The organism is Rhodococcus sp. BP-261 (assembly GCF_019835205.1).
In the GTDB taxonomy this organism is placed as follows: Bacteria; Actinomycetota; Actinomycetes; order Mycobacteriales; family Mycobacteriaceae; genus Rhodococcoides; species Rhodococcoides kyotonensis_B.
Window position 1 is genome coordinate 194,306 of record NZ_JABUCO010000002.1, and the last position, 26,953, is coordinate 221,258.

At 66.4% G+C, this 26,953-nt stretch carries 1 protein-coding gene; it reads left to right on the plus strand.

The window, feature by feature from the left end; genetic code table 11:
- Positions 1-160 precede the first annotated feature (160 nt).
- Positions 161-26,923: a non-ribosomal peptide synthase/polyketide synthase gene (locus tag HQ354_RS03280; protein ID WP_222634165.1), complete on the plus strand. Its 26,763-nt coding sequence runs from the start codon at positions 161-163 to the stop codon at positions 26,921-26,923.
- Positions 26,924-26,953 lie beyond the last annotated feature (30 nt).

Below are 26,953 nucleotides of genomic sequence, written 5' to 3' on the forward strand. Positions count from 1 at the left end.
CCACACTAAAGGCCACGTCGGGCGGACAGCCACCGCGCGACACCGGCCTCCCGGGGTGGATCTTTCAGCGCCCGTCGTCGCACGTTCGAGAACGGATCTTGCATTGACCGACCCTGCCCCGACTCCCCCTTCCTCGACCTCGCTCCAGAAAGGCGAATGAATGCGGGCCGCAGTTTCAGGCGAATCTCACAGCTCTCCACTGCACGAACAGGGTGACGCAGGTTCCGGTTTCCCGTTGTCCTCGGCGCAGCGAGGAATGTGGTTCGCGCAGCAGCTGGCTCCGTCCGTTCCGGTCTGCATCGCGCAGTACGTGGATCTGCGGGGAGATCTGGACGTGGACGTCCTGCGCCGGGCGTCGCGGGTGGCCGGGCACGAGTTCCAATCGGGATTTCTACGGTTGGTCGAGGTGGACGGCGAGCCGATCCAGATCGTCGACCATTCCATCGACGACACGATTGCACTCGTCGACTTCCGGGGCGAAACGGACCCGATGGCGTCGGCGCGTCGCTGGATCGACGAAAACTACACCGCACCAGTCGATCTGACACGTGATCGACTGGTTGCCATGTCGTTGCTGCAGGTCGAAGAAGATCGATACCTGTGGTACAGCAAGATTCACCATGTCGCGCTCGACGGCTACGGCGCCATGACGATGGTCAACCGAACCGCCGAGCTCTACACCGCCGAGGTCGAGGGCCGCGAGCCTGCACCGGCCAAAGCGGCCGATCTCCGCACGTTGTACGAGGTGGATCAGGCATACCGCTCGTCGGCACGCTTCGAAACGGATCGGCAGTACTGGGCCGATCACGTCCGCGACGTACACGACGGTGCGACGCTGGCCAACAACCCCGGCGCGACGGTTGCGGCCAGCAAGCTCGAGAGCGCGTCGCTGCCCGACGACGTGGTCGCAGCATTGGAGAACTCCGACGCGTCCAAGGGTGCCACGGCTGCGGCCGTCGTCATCGCGGCCTTCGCGTGTTATCTCTCCCGCATGACCGGGCGGGAGAACGTTCTCGTCAACATGCCTGTGTCCGCGAGAACGACTGCGACACTGCGCCGTTCGGGCGGAATGCTTGTGAACGTCGCGCCCATTGCGGTGACCGTGCCGACGCACGGGACAGTCGGCGATCTCGTCGCCCAGGTGCAGCTCGAACTGATGGGTGCGCTCCGCCACCAGCGGTTCAGCATCGAGGACATTCGTCGTGACCTGAAGAGCAACGGTATCGACAAGACGCTCGTTGCCCCGATGGTCAACGTGATGCTGTTCCATCAGCAGATCCATCTCGGTTCGATCGTCGGCGAATTCAACATCGTCACGTCCGGCCCGGTCGACGACCTCCTGGTCAACATCTACCAGAGTGGCCATCCCGCAAAGACATTCGTCGATTTCCGCGGTAACCCGAACCGATACGTCGACGAAGACCTTGCGCAACACCACCGTTCGTTCGTCGAGGTCGTCGCCGCCTTCGTGGCCGCGAGCCCTCACGACGACATCGACGACGTACATCCCGAGAGCGCAGCGATCGGGGCACGCCGACGTGTCGAGCGGCAGGAGTTGCTGTACTGGCACTCCGAGCTCGCCGACCGGCCCGAGCCGGCGGGGCTTCCACTGTCCCGACCGCGTACCGCGGACGCCACGCGGGAGCCACGAACACTGAGCGTGCAGCTCGGCGCCGAGTCTCACCGCGCGTTGCTGGCCTCGGCAGCACGCCAGGGTTCGAGTGTCCTGGTGTCCTTGCACACCGCGGTCGCCACCGTGCTCGCGCGCGTCTCCGGCGAGAGCGAGAACGACGTCTCGATCGGCGCGCGAACCCCGTACACAGCAGGGAACACCGTGGTTCTGCGGAGTTCCGTCGACCCGAGCGAGTCGTTCTCGTCTCTGTCGCAGCGGCTGCGCGGCATCGATTCCGCGGCGCTCGCTCACAGCCACGTGACCTTCGCCGATGTCGCCCGCGAGGTCGCCACCGACGACGCCGCACTGTTCCGCATCGTCCTCGCGCACTCCTGCACAGCTCGGCTGACCGACTTCGACGGCGTCGATCTCGTGGTCGAAACCACCGAGAACGTCGATGCACTCGGAGCGCCGGCAGGCATCTCCGTCGACGTGCAGTACGACGCGGCTGTTCTGGACGAGGAGGTCGTGCGCGGCCACGCCGAACGGCTTCTCCGCATCCTGAATGTGGCCGCCGAGAACAGCGACGCCGTCGTCGGCGACATCGACGTGCTGTCGGAGTCCGAGCGCGCGGCGTTGGTGCCGGTGCGTGGTGGATCGTCGGTCGGCGAGCGATTGTTGCCGGAGATTCTGTGCGGTGCGGTCGATGTCGCGGGCGTCGACGCGGCGGCGCTCGTGTCGAGTGACAGGACGATGTCGTACGGGGAGTTGGATGCGGCGTCGACGCGGTTGGCGCGTCTGCTGATCTCGCGTGGTGTGGGTCCCGGTTCGTTCGTGGCGTTGGCGTTGGCGCGGTCGGTCGAGTCGGTCGTGTCGGTGTGGGCGGTGGCGAAGGCCGGTGCTGCGTTCCTGCCGGTGGATCCGTCGTATCCGGTGGACCGGATCGCGCACATGCTCACCGATTCGGGTGCGGCGTTCGGCATCACCATCGACGCTCACCGCACTACCCTGACCGAGGTCGGTCCGTCCGTGAGTTGGACGATTCTCGACGATGAGCAGGTCGTATCCGCGCTCGCCACCCATTCCGACAGCCCGATCACCGACGCGGAACGGGTACATCCGCTCACGCTTCACGACGCCGCCTATCTGATCTACACGTCGGGTTCGACGGGCGTGCCGAAGGGTGTCGTCGTGACGCACCGCGGCCTCTCCGACATGGCCGAACTCGAGCGCGTCCGATTCGAGGTGTCGCCTCGTTCTCGGACGCTCGCGTTCGCTTCGACGAGTTTCGACGCCTCGGTTCTGGAACTTCTTCTCGCCTTCTCCGGTGCCGCGACGATGGTGATCGCGCCGACGGATGTGTACGGCGGCCCCGAGTTGGCGTCATTGCTGCTCGAACAGCATGTGACGCACGCGTTCATCACGCCTGCGGCGTTGGCGTCGGTGGATCCGACGGGCCTGGACGAGCTGAGAGTCGTCGCGACCGGTGGTGAAGCGTGCGGTCCCGAACTGGTCGAGCGGTGGGCGCCGGGCCGACAGATGTTCAACGCCTACGGCCCGACCGAAGCGACCGTGTTCTCGTCGGTGAGTTCCGCGCTCGAACCGGGGAAGCAGGTCGACATCGGCTCGCCGATCACGGGCTCGGTACAGCTGGTTCTGGACGAGCGTCTGCAGCCCGTTCCGGTGGGTGTCGCGGGTGAGCTCTATCTGAGCGGGCCTGCTCTGGCGCGTGGCTATCATGCGCGGGCCGGATTGACGTCGGAGCGGTTCGTCGCTGCGCCGTTCGGTGTGGGCGGCGAGCGGATGTACCGCACCGGAGACGTGGTGCGGTGGAACGCCTCCGGTGCACTCGAGTACGTCGGGCGCTCCGACTTCCAGGTCAAGGTGCGCGGATTCCGCATCGAGCTGGGCGAGATCGATGCGGTCATCGCGTCGGCCGCCGACGTGGAATTCGTTGCGACGCTCGGTGTTTCGGGACCTGCAGGGTCGACGGCGTTGGCGTCCTACCTCGTTCCGATCCCGGGCTCGACGATCGACGTCGAAAGCCTACGCGCACAGATGGTCTCGGCATTGCCGTCGCACATGGTGCCGTCGGCCTTCGTGCTGCTCGATTCCATTCCACTCACGCCGGCAGGCAAGCTCGATCGCCGTGCACTCCCGGAACCGGAGTTCGGACGAACCACCGAGTTCCGCGCCCCGGTGACCGACACGCAACGACGCATCGCCGACGTGTTCGCCGAACTCCTGGACGGCAGGCGCGTCGGAATCGACGACAGCTTCTTCGACCTGGGCGGTAACTCGCTGGTTGCCACCCGCGTCGTCGCCAGGTTGAACGCCGAACTGGGCACTGGACTGCGCGTTCTCGACCTGTTCGAAGCTCCGACCATCGAGGCCCTGTCCGCCCGCGCGGAGACCTCGGTCGGCCACGATGCACGCCCCGCGTTGGTGCGGATGGACCGCCCGGATCGAGTTCCGTTGTCGCAGGCGCAGCAGCGGATGTGGTTCATCAACCAGTTCGACACGTCGTCACCCGCCTACAACATTCCGCTCGCGGTCCGCATGAAGGGCGCGGTCGACGTGTCCGCGTTGGAAACGGCCGTCGCCGACGTGGTCGCTCGACACGAGTCGCTGAGAACCGTGTTCCCGGTGGCCGACGAGATCCCGCATCAGAACGTTCTTCCCGTCGACTCGCCCGAAGTCGTCGCCGCGGCAGGGTCGTTGTCCGTGACCGACGTGGACGTTGCACAGGTGGCCGATCGCATCGCGTCCGATGCGGGTCTGGGTTTCGATGTGACGACGGATGTTCCGTTCCGTGCTCGGCTGTATCGGGTTGCGGTCGATGAGTTCGTGTTGGCGATCGTGGTGCATCACATTGCTGCCGACGGTGCGTCGATGGCGCCGTTGGCTGCTGATGTGATGGTGGCGTATTCGGCTCGGGTGAACGGTGAGTCGCCGTATTGGGAGCCGTTGCCGGTGCAGTATGCCGATTACACGTTGTGGCAGCGTGCGTTGCTCGGTGACGAGGACGATCCGGCGTCGGTGATGTCGTCGCAGTTGGCGTTCTGGTCGCGTGAGCTGGCCGATCTTCCGGATCTGCTGCCGCTGCCGATCGACCGCCCGCGCCCGCCTCAGCAATCGGTACTCGGTGCCACCACCGAGTTCGAAATTCCGAGCGATCTCCGACATGCGTTGGCGCAGTTGGCATCGGAGCATGACGCCACCCTGTTCATGGTCGTTCATTCGGCTCTCGCGCTGCTGCTGTCGCGGCTCAGTGGTACCGACGACATCGCCATCGGCACTCCGATCGCCGGTCGCGGCGAAGCAGGCCTCGACAAGCTCGTCGGCATGTTCGTCGGCACCCTCGTGCTGCGCACGGAGGTCTCACCGCACGTGAGCTTCACCGACCTGCTCGCACGCACGCGTGCCGCCGATCTCGCCGCGTTCGACAACACCGACGTACCGTTCGAGAAGCTCGTAGACACAGTGGCGACCACACGGTCGACCGACCATTCGCCGCTGTTCCAGGTACTGCTCGAGTTCCAGAACAACGAACGCGCGCACCTCGAACTGCCGGGCTTGGCAGTGTCCTTCGAGGAGATCCCGACGGGGACGACGAAGTTCGACCTGCAGTTGCGCGTCGACGAAGCGCCGACCGAAACCGGTGCTTCGCGCGCGAACTTCACGTACTCGACGGAACTGTTCGACGCGTCCACCGTCGACAGCTTCGTCGACAGGTTCCTGCGCCTTCTCCGATCGATCTGCGAGGCGCCGACGGCGTCGCTGCACGAACTCGAGATGCTGTCGGCAGCCGAACGCACCACCGTGCTCGAGACCTGGAACGCCACCGATCATCCACTGCCCGCCGCCGTCGGTGACGATCCGACGCTCGTGAGCCTCTTCGATCTGCAGGTCGCCCGAAGCCCGTACTCGATCGCCCTGGTGTTCGACGACGAGCACGTCACGTACCGCGAATTCGACGATCGCTCGAATCAGCTTGCGCGCCACCTCGTGTCGTTGGGCGTCGGCCCCGAGACGCACGTCGGTCTCGCTGTTCGCCGCTCGACCGATCTGCTCGTCGGAATGTATGCCATCCTCAAAGCCGGTGGTGCCTACGTACCGATCGACCCAGACCATCCGGTCGATCGTTCCGCGTACGTCATCGACAGCGCGGATCCGATCTGCATCGTCACGACCAGCCGTGACTGGATCAACGTTCCCGTCGAGACCCCCGTTCTCGCGCTGGACCTGATCGATGTCTCCGATCGCGACACAGCTGCACTGACGAATCGAGACCGCACCGCCGACCTCACCGGCGCCAACACCGCGTACGTCATCTACACGTCGGGGTCGACGGGCCGCCCGAAGGGCGTCGCCGTCACGCACGGCGCGATTGCCAACCGTTTGCTGTGGATGCAGAACGAGTATCACCTCGAGCCGTCGGACAACGTGCTGCAGAAGACGCCTGCGACGTTCGACGTGTCGGTGTGGGAATTCTTCTGGCCGCTCCAGGTCGGCGCCAAGCTGGTCATCGCCGAGCCCGACGGTCACCGCGATCCGGGTTACCTGTCGCGGACGATCTCTCGCGAGCGCATCACGACCGTGCACTTCGTACCGTCGATGCTGTCGGTCTTCACCGAAGGGGCAGACGCCGACGACTGTGCATCGTTGCGCTTGGTCTTCTGCAGTGGCGAAGCATTGCCGCCCGCGACGGTGGCAGCGTTCTCGCAGTTCGCGAGCGCCGAGCTCCACAACCTCTACGGCCCGACCGAGGCAGCCGTCGACGTCACTCACTATCATTGCGCCGCAGACGATCTCACGGTCGTTCCGATCGGTTCACCGGTGTGGAACACGCAGGTGTACGTGCTCGACGGTTCGCTGAAGCCCGCACCGGTCGGATCGCCGGGTGAGTTGTATCTCGCCGGTGTCCAGCTCGCGCGTGGCTACGTCGGACGCGGCGACCTCACCGCGGACCGGTTCGTCGCCGATCCGTTCGGCAGCAGCGGATCTCGACTCTATCGAACCGGCGACCTCGTGCGGTGGCGTGCGGACGGCAATCTCGAGTACATCGGGCGCACCGATTTCCAGGTGAAGCTACGCGGGCTCCGCATCGAACTGCCCGAGATCGAGGCCGCTCTGCTGCGGCACGATACCGTGGCGCAGGCCGTCGCTCTGGTGCACAGCGATGCGGTGACGGGGGAGCACCTGCTCGCCTACGTCGTTCCGACCCGCGACACCGAGTTCGACGCCTCCGCGGTCACGGCAGCAGTCGCGACGTCGCTTCCGGCGTACATGGTCCCGTCGATCGTCGTCGAACTCGACGCATTCCCGCTCAATGCGAGCGGCAAGCTCGATCGTAAGTTGCTGCCGGAGCCCGAGTTCGGGACTCTCGACACCGACGTCGTCTCACCCGAGAATCCGATCGAGGAATTCATCGCGGCCGAGGTCGCCGACCTGCTCGGCGTGCCGATGGTGGGTGTGACGCACAACTTCTTCGAGGCCGGTGGCAACTCACTGGTCGCGATGAGGCTCGTCGCCCGAATCAATGCGTCGCTCGGATCGAATCTGACGGTGCGCGATCTGTTCGATGCGCCGACAGTGCGTGGTCTCGCTGCCGTCGTCGAGTCGCAGGAACATCGGACCGAAGCCCGTCCGGCGCTGGTACCGATGGAACGAGGCGATACGGTTCCGCTTTCCCTTGCACAGCAACGTATGTGGTTCATCAACCAGTACGACACGTCCTCGTCCGCGTACAACGTCGCCTTCGCGATGCGGATGACGGGAGCGCTGGACGTCGACGCGGTGCGCGCGGCCGTTGCCGACGTCGTCGAGCGGCACGAATCGCTGCGTACGGTGTTCCCGCTGACCGACGACGGACCGGTTCAGTCGATTCTCGAAGCCCACCAGGTGCTTTCGGACCTCGAGCCGGTGGACGCCGAGTCCGAGGACGACGCGCTGCGCATCGTCGCCGAGGTCACGAGCGAGGGCTTCGACGTCGCGGCGGCCGTTCCGGTGCGCGCACAGTTGCTGCGCCTCGGTCCCGACGAACACGTGTTGGCCTTCGTCGTCCACCATATTTCGTCCGACGGATTTTCCACCGCGCCGCTCGCGCGCGACCTCATCGTCGCGTACAGCGCCCGGGTACACGGCCATGCGCCGAACATCGAACCGCTCCCGGTCCAGTACGCCGACTACGCACTGTGGCAGCGCGCCTTCCTGGGGTCCGAAGAGGACCCGGAGTCGTTGATGTCGACTCAGTTGGCGTTCTGGGTGGACACGTTGTCCGGGGCGCCCGAGGTGCTCGAACTGCCGCTGGATCGTCCGCGGCCGAGTGACCCGTCGTTCCGTGGCGCGAAGCTCGGGTTCGATCTCGATGCCGAACTGCACGGTCGGATGGCGTCGCTCGCGTCGTCGCGTGACTCCAGCGTGTTCATGATCGTGCATGCGGCACTGGGCATTCTGTTGTCCGCGCTGTCGGGATCCGAGGACATCTCGGTCGGAACACCGATCTCCGGTCGCGGTGACGCGGCGCTCGACGACGTCGTCGGTATGTTCGTCAACACGCTGGTGTTGCGCACCCGGATCGAGTCGTCCACCTCGTTCCAGGACCTGCTCGACGCCGTGCGCAGCACGGACCTCGAGGCGTTCACGCACGCCGACGTGCCGTTCGAGCGCGTCGTGGACCGCCTCGATCCGGTGCGTACGCCCGCGTACACGCCGCTGTTCCAGGTGATGCTCGAGTTCCAGCACACCGCACGCCCCAACATCACACTGCCGAATCTCGATGTCGAAGCCATGGATCTCGTCGACGACATCGCGAACTTCGATCTGCAGCTGACCATTTCGGAGGCGTTCGACGTCTCGGGCCAGCCGGCGGGAATCACGGCGTCGTTCCGTTATGCGACGGACCTGTTCGACGAGGCTTCGGTCGCCGAGTTCGCGACCCGGTACGAGTCGGTGCTTCGCGCTGTCACCGCCGACCCCGCCGTGGCCGTGGGCGACATCGACATGCTGACCGTCGCCGAGCGCACCGCGCTGGCTCCCGTACGCGGTGCGGCGGCGTTGCCCGAGCGATTGCTCCCCGACATCCTGACCGACGCCGTCTCTGCGGCCGGGACGGACACTGCAGCAATCGAATTCGAGGACGTCGTCGTGTCCTACGGCGAACTCGACGCTCGCTCCTCACAACTGGCCCGCCTTCTGATCGATCGCGGCGTCGGTCCGGACACGTTCGTCGCACTCGCGCTGCCGCGCTCGGTCGACACCATCGTCGCGATGTGGGCGACGGCGAAAGCAGGTGCCGCGTTCCTGCCCGTCGACCCGACGTATCCGACGGACCGTATCCGTCACATGCTCGTCGACTCCGCGGCGCCCATCGGACTCACGACACCCGAACATGCCGACGCGCTCGGTGAACTGACGTCGGCCGACGACACGCACCGCACCACGTGGCTCGTCCTCGGCGACGACGAGTCGACCGCCGACGTCTCGGCCCGGTCGACGGCGCCCGTCGTCGACGCGGACCGCACGAGACCACTCCGACTCGACGACGCCGCGTACCTCATCTACACCTCGGGATCGACCGGCGTGCCCAAGGGCGTCGTCGTCACTCACCGTGGACTCGCCAACCTCGCGGCAGAGGAGAACCGGCGATTCCGCGTCGTTCCCGGTTCTCGGACGCTCGCGTTCGCATCGCCGAGTTTCGACGCGTCGATTCTCGAATTCATGCTGGCCTTCGGTAGCGCCGCAACGATGGTCGTCGCACCGCCGAGTCTCTACGGTGGACCCGAACTGTCACGGTTGTTGGACGACAAGAGGGTCACACACGCGTTCGTCACGCCTGCCGCCCTCGCGTCGGTCGATCCGACCGGCCTCCGGCATCTCGACGTCATCGCCACGGGCGGCGACGCGTGCTCACCGGAACTGGTGGAGCGGTGGGCGCCCGGCCGGTCGATGTTCAACGCGTACGGGCCGACCGAGGGCACGATCTTCTCGTCGATCTCCGACGAGCTGCATCCCGGTATGCCCGTCGACATCGGCGCTCCGACCATCGGATTCGCCGAGGTGGTGCTCGATCGGCGGATGAATCCGGTTCCGGTCGGGGTGCCCGGCGAGCTGTACCTCGCCGGGCCTGCGCTGGCACGCGGCTATCACGGCCGACAGGTGTTGACGAGCGAGCGGTTCGTCGCGAATCCGTTCGCGACCGACGGCTCTCGGATGTACCGGACGGGCGACGTCGTGCGGTGGACGCGATCCGGCGCGCTCGAGTTCGTCGGTCGCAGCGACTCCCAGGTCAAGGTGCGCGGATTCCGCATCGAACTCGGTGAGATCGACAGCGTGCTGGCTACGCATCCGACGGTCGATTTCGTGACGACGGTCGGAGCGACGGGCCCGGCGGGCAACACCATTCTGGTGGCGTACGTCCTGCCTACTGACGGTGCATCGGTCGACACCCGCGTTCTGCGCGATCACGTCGCCGAATCACTTCCGAGCCACATGATTCCGGCCGCATTCGTCGAACTCGAGTCGATTCCGCTGACGCCCGCGGGCAAGTTGGATCGGCGGGCACTGCCCGCGCCGACGTTCGACACGCGTTCCGAATCCTCACGTGAGGCGAGCACTCCCGTCGAGAAGCATCTCGCCGAACTGTTCGCAGAGGTGCTGCGTCTCGATCATGTGGGCATCGACGAGTCGTTCTTCGCGCTCGGTGGCGACAGCATCATGTCGATCCAGCTCGTGTCGCGTGCGAAAGCTGCGGGCATCGTCCTGTCTCCGCGAGACGTGTTCGAGCGCAAGACCGTTGCAGCGCTCGCCGAAGTCGCCCTGTCCGGTGCGGACGAGGCCGTCGCGGTCCTCGAGGAGCTCCCCGGCGGAGGCGTCGGCGACGTACCGCTCACACCGATCGTCTCCTGGATGATCGAACGCACACCGGTTTTCGACCGACACACCCAGACTGCGTTGCTGACGCTGCCTCGAGGAATCGATCGCGTCACGCTCGAAGGAACGATCCAGGCGATCGTCGACCACCACGACATGCTGCGCGGCCGCCTCCGTGAGATCGACGGTGCGTGGACCATGGACGTGCAGCCGGTGGGATCGGTGACCGCCGCGGACATTCTGCACCATGCGGACGTGGAATCGACAACGCCTGCAGCCGAACTGGATCGGGCGGCACACCTGCTCGATCCGGCCGCCGGTTCGATGATTCGTTTCGTCTGGTTGGATTCCGCCGAACCCCGGCTGCTGATCGTCGCGCATCACCTCGTCGTCGACGGTGTGTCGTGGCGAATCCTGGTGCCCGACATGGGGACTGCGTGGTCGCAGATCGTTGCGGGCGAGACGCCGACGCTTCTTCCGGTGGGAACGTCGATGCGCCGGTGGGCGCACGGTCTCGTCGAGGTCAGCGTCGATCGTCGATGCGAGCTCGACCTGTGGCAGCACACGCTGTCGGGCCAGGATCCGCTCGTCGGATCGCGTCCGTTGGACTCCACGGTCGACGTCCACGACACGGTCGACAAGGTCGAAGTCGAACTTCCGACCGACGTCACCGACGACCTGCTGACGACCATCCCCGAAGCGTTCCACGGCAGCGTCAACGACGGGCTGATGGCGGCGCTCGCGCTCGCGGTGGCCGCATGGCGTCGAGATCGCGGCATCGAGACACCCGATTCGCTGATCAGCCTCGAGGGCCACGGCCGTGAGGATCAGGTCGTGCCCGGTGCGGACCTGGCCAGGACCGTCGGCTGGTTCACCACGATCTTCCCGGTCCGAATCGCGATGACGGACATCGACATCGACGACGCGTTGGACGGAGGCGCGGATGCGGGCCGACTGATCAAGGCCGTCAAGGAGAGGCTGCTCGCCGTACCCGATCACGGAATCGGATACGGCATGCTTCGCTACCTCGACGAGGAGTCCGCCGCGGCCCTGTCCAGTTACGCGGCGCCGCAGATCAGCTTCAACTATCTCGGCCGCTACAGCTCGGCGGTCCCAGAAAACCTGCGCGACGTCGGTTGGTTGCCGGTGGACAGCGACGAGATCGGCGACGTCCAGAATCCCGAATTGCCCGTCGCCGCGGCCCTGGACATCAACGCGGTCACGACGACGACCCACGACGGCGAGGCACGCCTGAAGGCAACGTTCGCCTTCCCGACCGGGGTGTTGGAACGCGACGACGTCGACAGCCTCGGTGCGCTGTGGGTGCGTGCGCTGACGGCGTTCGCGCACCACGCGCGTCGTACGGGTTCCGGCGGATTCACGCCGTCCGATCTCGACCTCGTCCAGCTCGACCAGGCTGCCATCGACGACGTGGAGGCGCGCTATCCGGGAGCGGTCGACATCTGGTCGATGTCCCCGCTGCAGGCAGGTCTGCTGTTCCACGCCGAACTGTCCGACCAGTCCGTGGATGCCTACCTGGTGCAGTTGATCATGACGCTGACGGGGTCGGTCGACGAGGCACGCTTCCGTGCGGCGACACGGAAGCTTCTCGATCGGCACGCGAACCTGCGTACTGCGTTCGTGCACAACATCGAGGGCGATTCGGTGCAGGTCGTCTCCGGACGCGTCGACGTGCCGTGGACGTCGATCGATCTGACCTCGTTGCCCGACGACGAACGCGACGCCGAACTCGATCGCCTTCTGGCGGCCGATCGCGGACGGCGTTTCAACATGGCCGAAGCACCGCTCCTGCGGTTCATGCTCATCGCGGTCACCGAGACGGAGTGGCGTCTGGTTCTCACCAACCACCACATTCTGATCGACGGCTGGTCGACGCCGCTGCTGGTGCGAGAACTGTTGACGCTGTACGCAACCGACGGCGACGACTCCGTGCTTCCGAGGGTGCCCGCGTACCGCGAGTATCTGACGTGGATGAGTCGCCGGAACACCGAGGCCGCCCGTGACGCATGGCGTTCCGCGTTGGCAGGGCTGTCCGAGCCGACGCTGCTCACCCCCGTCGAGAGCCGCAGGCAGGAATCGACTCTCGCCGCGCGCAAGCTGACCTCCCTGACGACGGAGGACACCGAACGACTCAGGACGTTCGCGCGAGTCCACGGTGTCACCCTGAACACCCTGGTCCAGGCGGCATGGGGAACCGTCCTCGCGTCGCTGACGGGGCGCGACGACGTCCTCTTCGGCGCGACGGTCTCGGGCCGGCCACCGGAAATCAACGACATCGAGTCCATGGTCGGTCTCTTCATCAACACGCTGCCGGTCCGCGTCACGATCGATCCGCGAGAAAGCCTTGGAGACTTCATCTCTCGGCTGCAGAACGAACAGGCGAGCCTGCTCGATCACCACTATCTCGGCCTGACCGAGATTCAGCGCATCGTCGGACCCGTCGTCGCATTCGATTCGCTGACGGTGTTCGAGTCCTACCCGATGGACCGCGCAGGCCTGACGACCGAGACCGACATCGTCGGGATGCGCGTCGCGAACATCGTCGACGGCAGCGATACCGCGCAGTATCCGATGACGCTCGTGGCCATGGTGGACGATCGCCTGCACATCGAGGCGAAGTATCTGCCGGAACTGTTCGCATCGTCGGCAGTCGACGCCATCGTCGGTCGCATCGGACGCGTGATGCATGCATTCGCCACGACACCCGACCTGCTGATGGGCAAGCTCGATCTGCTGTCGGAGTCCGAGCGTGCGGCTCTGGTGCCGGTGCGGGGTGGCCTGCCGGTCACGGAGCGGTTGTTGCCGGAGATTCTGTGCGGTGCGGTCGATGTCGCGGGCGTCGACGCGGCGGCGCTCGTGTCGAGTGACAGGACGATGTCGTACGGGGAGTTGGATGCGGCGTCGACGCGGTTGGCGCGTCTGTTGATTTCGCGTGGTGTGGGTCCTGGTTCGTTCGTGGCGTTGGCGTTGTCGCGGTCGGTCGAGTCGGTCGTGTCGGTGTGGGCGGTGGCGAAGGCCGGTGCTGCGTTCCTGCCGGTGGATCCGTCGTATCCGGTGGACCGGATCGCGCACATGCTCACCGACTCCGGTGTCGGCGTGGGCGTTACCGTGTCGGCACATCGCTCCGTGTTGGGCGACGCCGCGACGACAGTCGACTGGGTATTCCTCGACGACAACGAGATCGGGGCGACGCTCGCAGCGTTGCCCGACACCCCGGTCACCGACGCCGACAGGACCTGCCGACTCCGGCCGTCCCACGCTGCGTATCTCATCTACACGTCCGGTTCGACGGGTGTGCCGAAGGGCGTCGTCGTGACGCACACGGGCCTGAAGAACTTCGCCGAGGAGGAGCGCAGGCGCTTCGAGGTCACGGCCGATTCTCGGGTGCTGGCGTTCGCGTCCCCGAGCTTCGACGCCAGTGTGCTCGAGCTGCTGTTCGCCTACGGCAGCGGAGCGACGCTGGTCGTCGCGCCGACCGACGTGTACGGCGGCGCGGAACTGGCGTCGTTCGTGGCGGAACACCGTGTGACGCATGCGTTCATCACGCCTGCCGCGTTGGCGTCGGTGGATCCGACGGGCCTGGACGAGCTGAGAGTCGTCGCGACCGGCGGTGAAGCGTGCGGTCCCGAACTGGTCGAGCGGTGGGCGCCGGGCCGAAAGATGTTCAACGCCTACGGACCTACCGAGGCGACGGTCGTCGCTGTTCTCAGCAACGAGATGCACCCCGGTGTCCCGGTGGAGATCGGAAGCCCCGTCCTCGGGTCCGCGGTCGTCGTCCTCGATGCGCGACTGCAGCCGGTTCCGGTCGGAGTCGCGGGTGAGTTGTACCTTGCCGGACCAGGATTGGCTCGCGGGTACCACGATCGCGCCGTACTCACATCCGAACGATTCGTCGCGGCACCGTTCGGTGTACCGGGCGAACGGATGTACCGCACCGGAGACGTGGTGCGGTGGAACGATTCCGGCGCGCTCGAATACGTCGGCCGCTCCGACTTCCAGGTCAAGATTCGCGGATTCCGCATCGAGCTGGGCGAGATCGATGCGGTCATCGCCACGGTTCCCGGTGTGGAATTCGTTGCCACACTCGGCGTTCCGGGGCCCGCCGGTTCGACCGTGCTCGTGTCGTACCTGATGCCGGTGCCGGGTGCCGTGATCGACGTCGACGACGTGCGTGTGAAGGCCGCCTCGGCGTTGCCGTCGCACATGGTTCCGTCGGCGTTCGTGCTGCTCGACGCCATTCCACTGACCCCTGCCGGCAAGCTCGATCGCCGGGCGCTGCCCACACCGGATCTGCGCAGCGGGGGAGAGCGTCGCGAACCTGTCTCCGACGCCGAGATCACCGTCGCTCAGGTGTTCGGCGAGGTGCTGGGTATCGACGACGTCGGACTCGACGACAACTTCTTCGACCTCGGCGGCGATTCGCTGAGTGCGACGCGTGTGACGGCGCGAGTCAACAGTGCGCTCGGCACGAACGTCAGCGTGCGCGCGCTGTTCGAGGCCCCGACCGTCGAGATGTTGGCGGCACGGACGGGCCGACTCGCCGCGGTCGACTCGAGGCCGGCGCTGGTTCCGATGACCCGTCCGGATCGAATTCCGTTGTCGCAGGCGCAGCAGCGGATGTGGTTCATCAACCAGTTCGACACGTCGTCGCCTGCGTACAACATTCCGCTTGCGGTGCGACTGACAGGCGTCGTGGATGTCGACGCCTTGAACGCGGCCATCGCCGATGTCCTCGTGCGTCACGAGTCGTTGCGCACGACGTTCCCGTCGGACGGCGAGGCTCCGCGTCAATCGATCCACGACGCGCGGTCGAAGCTCGTGTCGCTCGTGCCCGTGGACGTGGAGGCGTCGACGTTGTTCGAGCGCATCGCGTCCGATGCGGGTCTCGGTTTCGATGTGACGGTGGATGTTCCGTTCCGCGCTCGGTTGTATCGGGTTGCGGTCGATGAGTTCGTGTTGGCGATCGTGGTGCATCACATTGCTGCCGACGGTGCGTCGATGGCGCCGTTGGCTGCTGATGTGATGGTGGCGTATTCGGCTCGGGTGAACGGTGAGTCGCCGTATTGGGAGCCGTTGCCGGTGCAGTATGCCGATTACACGTTGTGGCAGCGTGCGTTGCTCGGTGACGAGGACGATCCGGCGTCGGTGATGTCGTCGCAGTTGGCGTTCTGGTCGCGTGAGCTGGCCGATCTTCCGGATCTGCTGCCGTTGCCCACGGATCGGCCGCGGCCCGCGCAGCAGTCGATGCGCGGCGCCACGGTGAAGTTCGAATTCGCGCCGTCGGTGCACCGCGCGTTGATCGACATTGCGAGAGAGGCGCATTCGACGGTGTTCATGGCGGTACACGCCGCGTGGGCACTGTTGATGGCCAGATTGAGCGGTACCGAGGACATCGCCGTCGGTACGCCGATCGCCGGTCGCGGAGAAGCAGGACTGGACAAGCTCGTCGGCATGTTCGTCGGCACCCTCGTGCTGCGCACGGAGGTCTCACCGCACGTGAGCTTCACCGACCTGCTCGCACGGACGCGTGCCGCCGATCTCGCCGCGTTCGACAATACCGACGTACCGTTCGAGCGACTGGTCGACGAACTGGCACCGCTGCGCACGACGGATCGCTCGCCGCTGTTCCAGGTATTGATCGAGTTCCAGAACAACGAACGGCCGCACCTCGAATTGCCCGAACTCGTCGTCACCGCGCTCGACTTCGACGCTGCCGTCGCGAAGTTCGATCTGCAGCTGACGATGTCGGAGAACGTCGACGAATCCGGTGCTCCCGCAGGCATGTCGGCGGCGATCACGTACGCCACCGATCTGTTCGACGAGTCGACGGTACGCATGTTCGCGGACCGGTTCTCCGCCATCGTCGAGGCCGTCACCGCCGACCCGAACTGCATCGTCGGTGACGTCGACATCGTCAGCCCCGCCGAAGTCACGGCGATGCAGTCCACGTGGAACCATGCGGGTCGCACGCCGTCCGAGGACACGCTCACCAGCCGATTCGAAACGGCTGCAGCCCGTTTCGCCGACACCGTCGCCGTCGTCGACGGCACGTCGACCTACACGTACGCAGACCTGGACGCACGCGCGAATCGGCTTGCGCGACATCTGGTCTCCGTCGGCGTCGGACCCGAGACACTCGTCGCGGTGGCGATGCCGCGCACCGCCGACCTCGTCGTGGTGCTGCTCGCAGTACTGAAGGCGGGCGGCGGCTACCTCCCGGTCGACGTCACCTATCCGGCGGACCGGCTGGCGTTCATGCTCGACGACGCCAGCCCGGTGTGCGTCGTCTCCACGACGGCGGACATCGGATCGGTGCCGACCGACGGCATCACCTCGGTGCTCGTCGACGACCCGGAGACCGCGTCCGCACTGGAGCGGCTGTCGTCCGACGTGCTCGGCGACGAGGATCGCCTCGGCAAAGCGTCCGCGGACTCGATCGCCTACGTCATCTACACGTCCGGAAGCACCGGACGCCCCAAGGGTGTTCAGGTCACGCACACGACGGTCGCGACGCTGTTCGAGAACACGATCGACAAGTTCGGCTTCGACGACACCGACGTGTGGACAATGTTCCACTCGTACGCGTTCGACTTCTCGGTGTGGGAGCTGTGGGGACCGCTGCTGTACGGCGGCAAGCTCGTCATCGTCGACTACTACACGGCTCGCTCGCCGGAGAAGTTCCGCGAACTGCTGGTCTCCGAACAGGTCACGGTGCTCAACCAGACACCGACGGCGTTCTACCAATTCGCCGAGGCCGACCGAGTCGCACCCGCCGAGGCAGGCCGACTTGCGTTGCGCTACATCGTCTTCGGCGGTGAGGCCCTCGACCTGGCCCAGCTCGGTCGGTGGTATGCACGTCACGACGAGAATGCTCCGACCCTCGTCAACATGTACGGCATCACCGAGACGACGGTGCACGTCAGCTACCTGCCGTTGACCGCGGACTTCGCCGCGTCGGCGTCCGCGAGCGTCATCGGGCAGGCTCTACCGGGGCTGACCGTGTCGGTTCGCGACCACCGCCTGCGGCTCGTTCCGCCGGGTGTCACGGGTGAGATGTACGTCTCGGGTGCACAGCTCTCCCGCGGTTACCTCGGCCGCACCGCGCTGACGTCGACCCGTTTCGTCGCCGATCCGGAGTCCGCCACCGGTACGCGCATGTACCGCACCGGCGACACCGCGCGCTGGAACCGTGACGGGAGCCTCGAATACCTCGGCCGCAGCGACACACAGATCCAGTTGCACGGATTCCGCATCGAACTCGGTGAGATCGAGTCGGCGCTGTCGAACTTCGACGGGGTGGCCCAGGCGGTCGTGACGGTCCGTGACGACGGGGCAGGAGATCGACTCGTCGGCTACGTCGTGCCCGAATCGGGCCGCACCGTCGAACCGTCGGCCGTGCTCGAGTTCGTCGGCGCGACGCTTACGTCCTACATGGTTCCCGCGGCGCTCCTCGTGATCGACGAGCTGCCGCTCACCGCCAACGGCAAGCTCGACCGTCGCGCACTGCCTGCCCCGGACTTCGCGTCGCGTGTCACGCAGAGCCGAGCGCCGGCTACCCCGATCGAGGAGCGGCTCGCATCGCTGTTCGCCGAGGTGCTCGGTCTCGACGCGGTCGGCGTCGACGACTCGTTCTTCGCGCTCGGCGGCGACAGCATCATGTCGATCCAGTTGGTGTCGCGTGCGAAGGCGGCCGGACTGGTCATCGCGCCGCGGGACATCTTCGAGCGCAAGACCGTCGCGTCGCTCGCCGAGGTCGCCAAGTTCGGCAGCGCCACCGACGTCGTCGTGCTCGAGGAACTTCCGGGCGGGGGAGTCGGCGACCTGCCGCTCACTCCGATCGTGCAGTGGATGCTGGGGCGGAGCGAGCACTTCGGTCGCTACACGCAGACGGCCTTGCTGCAGCTGCCGCCGTCGATCGACTCCGACGTGTTGGATCGCACCGTGCAAGCGGTGCTCGACCGCCACGACATGCTGCGAGCGAGGTTGTACCGCAACGAAATCGGAGACTGGACCGAAACGGTCGCTCCGGCAGGAACGATCACCGCTGCATCGGTGATCCACCGCGTCGTCGTGGACACCGTCGTCGGCGACGAGTTCTCCGCCGTCGCCGCGCGCGAACTCGACGCCGCCGCTGACCGCCTCGACCCCGCCGACGGACGAATGATCCAGATGGTCTGGTTCGCCACGGAATCGGGCGCGGGCCGTCTGCTGATCGTCGCTCACCACCTGGTGATCGACGGCGTCTCCTGGCGGATCCTGGTGCCCGACCTCGCCACGGCGTGGGCACGGATCGTGGCAGGAGAGAATCCCGATCTGGCCGAGACGGGGACATCGATGCGGCGCTGGGCCACCGGTCTCGCCGAGGTCGCCGAACGTCGCGTATCCGAGCTCCCGCTGTGGACTCGAATTCTGACCGGTGACGACCCGCTCATCGGCACGCGGGCGCTCGATCCGGCGGTCGACGTCGACGCCACCGTCGATCGTGTGAAGGCGTCGCTGCCCGTCGAGGTCACCGAACATCTGCTGACGACGCTGCCCGAGGCATTCCACGGCAGCGTGAGCGACGGGCTGCTGACCGGTCTGGCGTTGGCGTTGACCGCGTGGCGCCGCGAACGCGGTGCGGACGTCGACGACGCCCTCGTGAGCCTCGAGGGCCACGGGCGTGAGGAAGGCGTCGTTCCCGGCGCGGACCTCGGCCGCACGATCGGGTGGTTCACGACCATCTTCCCGGTTCGGCTCGACCTCGCCGGCATCGATGTCGCCGACGCGTTCGTCGCGGGTAGTTCCGCCGGCGACGCGATCAAGTCGATCAAGGAACAGCTGGTCGGCATCCCGGACCACGGCATCGGCTTCGGCCTGCTGCGCTACCTGACCGATCAGGGCGGGCAGGCACTGGGCGGGTTCGATCGTCCGCAGGTCAGCTTCAACTACCTCGGCCGGTTCGCGACCGCGTCGACCGAGGGCATGGACGACGTCGGCTGGATTCCGGTGTCCGACGCGTCCCTCGGGGATGCGCAGAATCCGACGATGCCGGTCCCCGCGCTGCTCGACATCAACGCAGTCACCAATTCGACGCCTGCCGGCCCGGTGCTCGACGCGACGTTCGCGTTCCCGACGGGTGTGTTGTCCGCGTCCGAGGTGGAGCGGCTCGTCGAACTGTGGATCGAAGCGCTGACGGCGCTGACCGTGCACGCGGCAGGTACCGATGCGGGTGGATACACCCCGTCCGACCTCGAGCTCGTCGATCTCGACCAGGCGACGATCGTGGACCTCGAACAGCGCTTCCCGGCGCTCGACGACGTCTGGTCGATGTCGCCTCTGCAGTCGGGTCTGCTGTTCCACGCGCGCCTCGCGGGCGAGGTGGGACACGGCGTCGCAGCGGGTGCCGACGACGGCGTCGACGCGTACATGGTGCAGCTCGGCCTCGAGCTCCGCGGAACGGTCGACGCGACGCGCATGAAGGCGGCAGCTCAGACGCTGCTGGATCGCCATGCGAACCTGCGTACCGCGTTCGTGCACGACGCCGCAGGCCACTCCGTGCAGGTCGTACAGACCGGGGTTCGGGTGCCGTGGAAGCAGGTCGACCTGCGCGGCGCCGACGACGCCGAGAGCGCGTTGGAATCCGTCCTGGCCGAGGACAGGGGCACGCGGTTCGTGCTCGATCGTGCGCCGTTGCTCCGGTTCACCCTGATCACGAAGGCCGACGGCGAGTGGCGACTGCTGCTGACCAATCACCACATACTGCTGGACGGCTGGTCCACCCCACTTCTCATCAAGGAACTGCTGACGCTGTACGCGACGGCGGGCGACGACTCGATGCTGCCGCGGGTGCCTGCATACCGTGACTATCTGTCGTGGATGAAGAAGCAGGACCCGGAAGTGTCGACGGCACAATGGGTTCGGGCGCTCGCGGGTGTCGAGGAGCCGACGCTGCTGGCCGCCGCGGACCGCGGCCGTCAGTTGTCGACGGTGTCGCTCGAGACGACGCGATCGCTGTCCCTGGAGACGACGGCGGCACTTCGCGACCGTGCGGCTCAGCGCGGTGCGACGCTCAACACGTTCGTGCAGAGCGCGTGGGGAATCGTGTTGGCCACGTTGACCGGTCGTCACGACGTCGTCTTCGGCGCCACCGTCTCGGGTAGACCGCCGGAGATTCCGGGCATCGAGTCCATGATCGGCCTGTTCATCAACACGCTGCCGGTCCGCGTCACACTCGACCCGGCAGAGCCGATCGGCGATCTCGTCGACCGGATCCAGGTGGAGCAGGCGTCACTGCTCGATCACCACTACATGGGTCTCACCGAGATCCAGCGTGCCGCCGGCGCCGGCGTCGCGTTCGACACCCTCACCGTGTTCGAGTCGTATCCTGTCGATCGCGCGGGACTGTCGGAGGACACCGACATCGCAGGCATGCGCGTCGCCGACGTCGTGGGCAAGGACGCCGCGCACTATCCGCTGACGCTCGTCGCGTCGGTGGACGATCGACTGCATCTGAAGGCGAAGTATCTCCCAGATCTGTTCGCCGAGAACGAGGTCGAGCGCATCGTCGGCCGCGTCGAACGCGTGCTCCACGCGATGCTGTCCGACGACCGCAGGCCGGTCGCAGGCATCAGGCTGCTCGACGACGCGGAGCACGACGCCCTGGCACCCGTCTCGGGACTCGAAGGCGGGTCGACGCGGTTGCTCGCGCAGGTCTTCGAGCGTGCGGCGTCGATGGACCCCGATCGGATCGCGCTGCGCTACGACGGCAGGTCCGTCGACTACCGCGAACTCGATCGCCGGTCGTCGCAGCTGGCACGCCTGCTGCTGCGCCGCGGAGTGGCAGCCGAAACGTTCGTTGCGCTCGGCCTGCCTCGGTCGGTGGAGTCGGTCGTCGCGGTGTGGGCCGTCGCCAAGACCGGAGCGGCATTCGTTCCGGTGGACCCGGGTTATCCACGCGATCGCATCGACCACATGCTGTCCGATTCGGCCGCCCGATTCGGCATCACGACGACGACGAATCGCGACGATCTTCCGGCCGCACTCGTCGGCGGTGAGCCCTGGATCGTCGTCGACGACGTCGACACCGAGTCCGAACTGGCGTCGTTGTCGTCCGAGCCTCTCACCGAGACCGAACGCGTCGCAGGCGTCGACATGTCCAGCGCGGCCTACGCGATCTACACATCGGGTTCGACGGGTCTGCCCAAGGGCGTCGTCGTCACCCACAGCGGCCTGGAGAATTTCGCGAACGAGCAGATCGATCGGTACTCGCTGACGCCGGACGCACGGACGTTGCACGTGTCGTCGCCGAGCTTCGACGCATCCGTACTCGAATATCTGCTGGCGTTCGGTGCAGGCTCGACCATGGTGATCGTCCCGCCCACCGTCTACGGCGGCGACGAACTACGGGCCATCATCGCGGCGGAAGGCGTCACGCACGCGTTCATCACGCCCGCTGTGCTGGCCTCGGTGAATCCGATCGGGCTCGACACGTTCGAAAACGTCGTCGTCGGCGGCGAAGCAGTGCCTGCCGAGCTCGTGACGACGTGGGCGCCCGGCCGTGCCCTGTTCAACGGATACGGCCCGACCGAGACCACCATCATGTCGAACATCAGCGATCCGCTCGACGGCGATTCGCTGCTCACCATCGGCGGCCCGATCCGCGGCGTGGAAGCGGTCGTCCTCGACGGCCGGATGCAGCCGGTTCCCGTCGGCGTGCAGGGAGAGCTCTACCTCGCGGGCGCAGGCCTGGCACGCGGCTACCACGATCGTCCCGGCCTCACCGCGGAGCGGTTCGTCGCCAATCCGTTCGGCAAGCCGGGAACGCGGATGTACCGCACCGGTGACGTCGTTCGGTGGACGCCGGAACGCACCGTCGAATACGTGGGACGCAGCGACTTCCAAGTCAAGGTGCGCGGCTTCCGTATCGAGCTCGGCGAGATCGACGCAGTGTTGTCCTCGCACCCGAGCGTCGACTTCGTCGCGACGGTGGGCGCCGAATCACCCTCCGGCACTACGGTTCTCGTGTCATACGTTCGTCCGGTGGACCGGACGGCGGAACTCGACGTGTCGGTACTGACCGAACACGCGGCCGCCAGCCTGCCCGGACACATGGTGCCGTCGATCATCGTTCCGCTGGAACAGATTCCGCTGACGCCCGTCGGCAAGCTCGATCGCCGAGCACTGCCGACACCCGAGTTCGGTGCCGAGACCGCCGACTACGTCGCGCCGCGCGACGCGGAGGAAGAAGCGGTCGCCGCGGTGTTCGCCGACATCCTCGGAGTCGACCGCGTCGGAGCACTGGACGGATTCTTCGACCGCGGTGGCGACTCGCTGTCCGCAACGCGCGTGATCGCACGTGTCAATGCGACGACGTCGAGCAGCCTCGGTGTCCGAGCCATCTTCGAAGCCCCGACGGTGGCGGCGCTCGCCGCACTCGTCCGCGGATCTTCGGCTGTGGACGGCCGTCCGGTACTCGGCGCGAAGGCGCGACCTGCGGAGATTCCGCTGTCGCTCGCGCAGCAGCGGATGTGGTTCATCAACCGCTTCGACCCGTCGTCACCGGCGTACAACGTGCCTCTCGTCGTCCGGCTGACCGGCGAGCTCGATCCGGCCGCTTTGACGGCGGCGGTGTCGGACCTGCTGGATCGGCACGAGTCGCTGCGCACGACGTTCCCCGCCGGAGCCGATGGACCGCAGCAGCTCGTACACCGCACCGAGGACGTCCTTCCGACGGTCGTCGTGACGCCGGTGGAGGAGAACGACATTCACGAGGCCGTCGGACGCTTCGTCGGCGTCGGTTTCGACGTGGCGACCGAGATTCCGATCCGCCTCGCGGTGTTCGAGGTCCCGTCGCCCGACGAGCCCGTCCACGTCCTCACCGTCGTCGTGCACCACATCTCGGCCGACGGCGCGTCGATGGCGCCGCTGGCTCGCGACGTCATGACCGCGTACCTGGCACGAACGCAGTCGACGGCTCCCGCGTGGGAACCGCTCGAGGTGCAGTACGCCGACTACACGCTGTGGCAGCGCGAGCTGCTCGGCGACGAGGACGATCCGACGAGCATCGCCTCACGTCAGCTCGAGTACTGGCGCACGACGCTGCGCGGTCTGCCCGAGCTGCTTCCGTTGCCGACGGACAAGCCCCGTCCGACCACGCAGACATTCGTCGGTGGCCGCGTCCGATTCACGATCGACGCCGAACTGCACGTCAGGCTGACCGAGTTCGCCCGGACTCACCCGGCGACGATGTTCATGATCGTGCACGGTGCGTTCGCGGTGACTCTGTCCAGGCTCAGCGGCACCGACGACATCGCCATCTCGACTCCGATCGCCGGCCGCGGCGAGGCGGCACTCGACGACATCGTCGGCATGTTCGTCAACACCCTCGTGCTGCGGACCGTCGTCGTGGGCGCCGAGTCGTTCGATGCGCTTCTGCGACGCCTCGTACACGACGACCTCGAAGCGTTCGCGCGCGGTGACATCCCGTTCGAGCGGGTGGTCGAAGTGCTCAACCCGTCGCGTTCCACCGCGTATGCGCCGTTGTCGCAGGTCGCGTTGTCGTTCCAGAACAACGAACGGGCGCGACTCGACCTGCCGGGCCTGGTCGTGGAAGGCGTCGACATCGACGTGCCGGTGGCCAAGCAGGACCTGCAACTGCTGCTGTCCGAAACGTTCGACGAACAGGGCGCACCCGCCGGTATCGACGGTGCGATCGACTATGCGACCGCGCTGTTCGAACCGTCGACCGTTTACTCGTTCGCCGAACGCTTCGTACGCATCCTCGATGCGGCGATCGGCGCACCCGATGCTCCAATCGGCGACATCGACATCCTCACCGAGACCGAACGGCCGCTGTTCGCGCCTGCGCGCGGCGACGACGGGGGAGAACCCTCGACGTGGCCCGAAATTCTCGCGCATGCCGTCCGGGAGAATCACGACGGCATCGCCCTCGAGTACCTCGACCGAACGCTGACGTACGCCGAACTGGACTCCGTCTCGACCCAGATCGCGCGCATGCTCATCGATTACGGCGCGGGACCGGAGACGTACGTGGCGCTCGCGATGCCGCGGTCGATCGAATCGGTCGTCTCGACATGGGGCGTCACCAAATCGGGCGCCGCGTTCCTCCCCGTCGATCCGAACTACCCGTCCGAGCGCATCGCTCACATGCTGGACGACTCCCGGTCTCCGATCGGCCTCACGTTGTCTGCGTTCCGAAATCAGTTGCCGGACAGCGTCACCTGGCTCGTCGTGGATGACCCGGAGTTCGTCGCCGACGCCGAGCAGTACCCGACGGATCCGGTGACCGATGCGGACCGAACGTCGGCTCTGCAACTCGACCATCCGGCGTACTTGATCTACACGTCGGGGTCCACGGGTCGTCCGAAGGGTGTGGCCGTCCGACACCGCGGAATGTCGAACCTCGAGCACGAGGTGACACTGCGGTTCCACCCGACGCGGCAATCGCGCATCTCGCACAACGCGTCACCGAGTTTCGACGCGTCCGTGTACGAGATGACGATGGCCATCGGCGTCGGTGCGATTCTGGTCATCGTCCCGCCCGGCCTCTACGGCGGCAGTGATCTGGCCGACTACCTCGAAGCGCACCGGGTGACGCACACGTTCCTGACACCCGCGGCGCTCGCGTCCATCGACGCCGACAGGCTTCCCGACGTGGAGGTGCTCGCACTCGGCGGCGAGGCGGTGACGTCCGAACTCGTCGCCCGCTGGGCGCCCGGACGCGAACTGTTCAACGGGTACGGCCCGACGGAGACGACCATCCAGGCCAGCGTCGGCGGCCCGCTCGCGGCCGGTGCTTCGATCGACGTCGGTAGCCCGGCGATCGGGTTCCGGTACCTCGTGTTGGACGAGCGACTCAGGCCCGTGCCTGCGGGGGTCGCCGGCGAGCTGTACATCGCCGGACCCGCGACGGCCCGCGGTTACCTGCACCGGTTCGCGTTGACCTCGGAACGGTTCGTCGCGGATCCGTTCGGCGAGCCCGGCGAGCGTATGTACCGCACGGGCGACGTCGTCCGCTGGACGAGTGGTCACACGATCGAGTTCGTCGGACGCAGCGACTTCCAGGTCAAGGTGCGCGGCTTCCGCATCGAACTCGGTGAGATCGACGCCGCGCTCACCGAGCACGACGCGGTCGGCTTCGCGGCGACGATCGGTCACACCGCGCCGTCGGGTGACACGGTTCTCGTCTCCTACATCCGGGTGAACGACGAGCACAGCGTCTCGACGACGCAGCTGACCGACTTCCTCGCCGCATCCCTTCCGCGGCACATGGTGCCGACGGCGATCGTCGAACTCGACGAGATTCCGTTGACTCCCGTCGGCAAGCTCGATCGCCGTGCTCTTCCGGTACCGGAGCTGGGGTCGACATCGACGCCGTACCGTGCGCCGTCGACCCCGACGGAGACCGCGGTCGTCGCGGTGTTCGCCGACATCCTCGGAGTCACCACGGTCGGAGTCGACGACAACTTCTTCGATCTCGGTGGTACCTCCCTCGTCGCGACGAGGATCGTGCCCGCACTCGAAGCGGCCGTCGGCGTCCGGGTTCCGCTGCAGGCGCTGTTCCTCGATCCGACGGCAGGCGGTCTCGCCGCGCGGATCGACGCAGGGGAAGGCACGTCGACATCCCAGCTCGACGCCGCGTTCTCGGTCGTGATCCCGTTGCGCGCGGAGGGCAACGGAACGCCGTTGTTCTGCGTCCACCCGGGAATCGGCCTGTCGTGGGGTTACTCGGGAATCGTGCGGCACCTCGACGACGACCGTCCCGTCTACGGTCTGCAGCTGCCGAGTATCTCCGAAGGTGGGCGGTTCGAGTCCATCCAGGAACTCGCACACCGGTACGTCGAGGAAATCCGCGCGGTTCAGCCGGACGGGCCGTACAACGTGCTCGGGTGGTCGCTCGGCGGCGCCATCGCGCATGCCGTCGCCGTCGAGTTGCGTGCGACGGGTGCGGAGATCGAGTCGCTGACGATCATGGACAGCTACGTTCTCGATCCTGCCGAGACGACCGCGGGTGAACTGACCGTCGAGGAACTTCTCGAGGGCCTCGGCGTGGACGTCTCGCGTGACGAGTCCGAACCTGCCCTGACCTACGACGGTGCCGTGACGTTGCTGAACGACGCCTTCGGACAGGACACCGGCCTGACTCCCGGTCACCTCGAACGAATCAATGCGGGATTCTCGAATTCGACAGCTTTGATGAATGCATTCGTTCCGGATGAGTTCGACGGTGATGTTCTGTTCTTCGCGGCCGCACGGGGATCCGGTGACGGAGTTCGACGAGAACCGTCGCAGTGGAATTCGTTCGTGTCCGGAGAAATACGTATTCGATCGATCGATTGCGCGCACAATCAAATGATCGAGCCGGAGGTTCTCGCGGAAATCGGAAAGGAACTCGAAGAGTATCTCGACAGATGATTTCTGGTTCCGACGAATTTTGCTTCATTC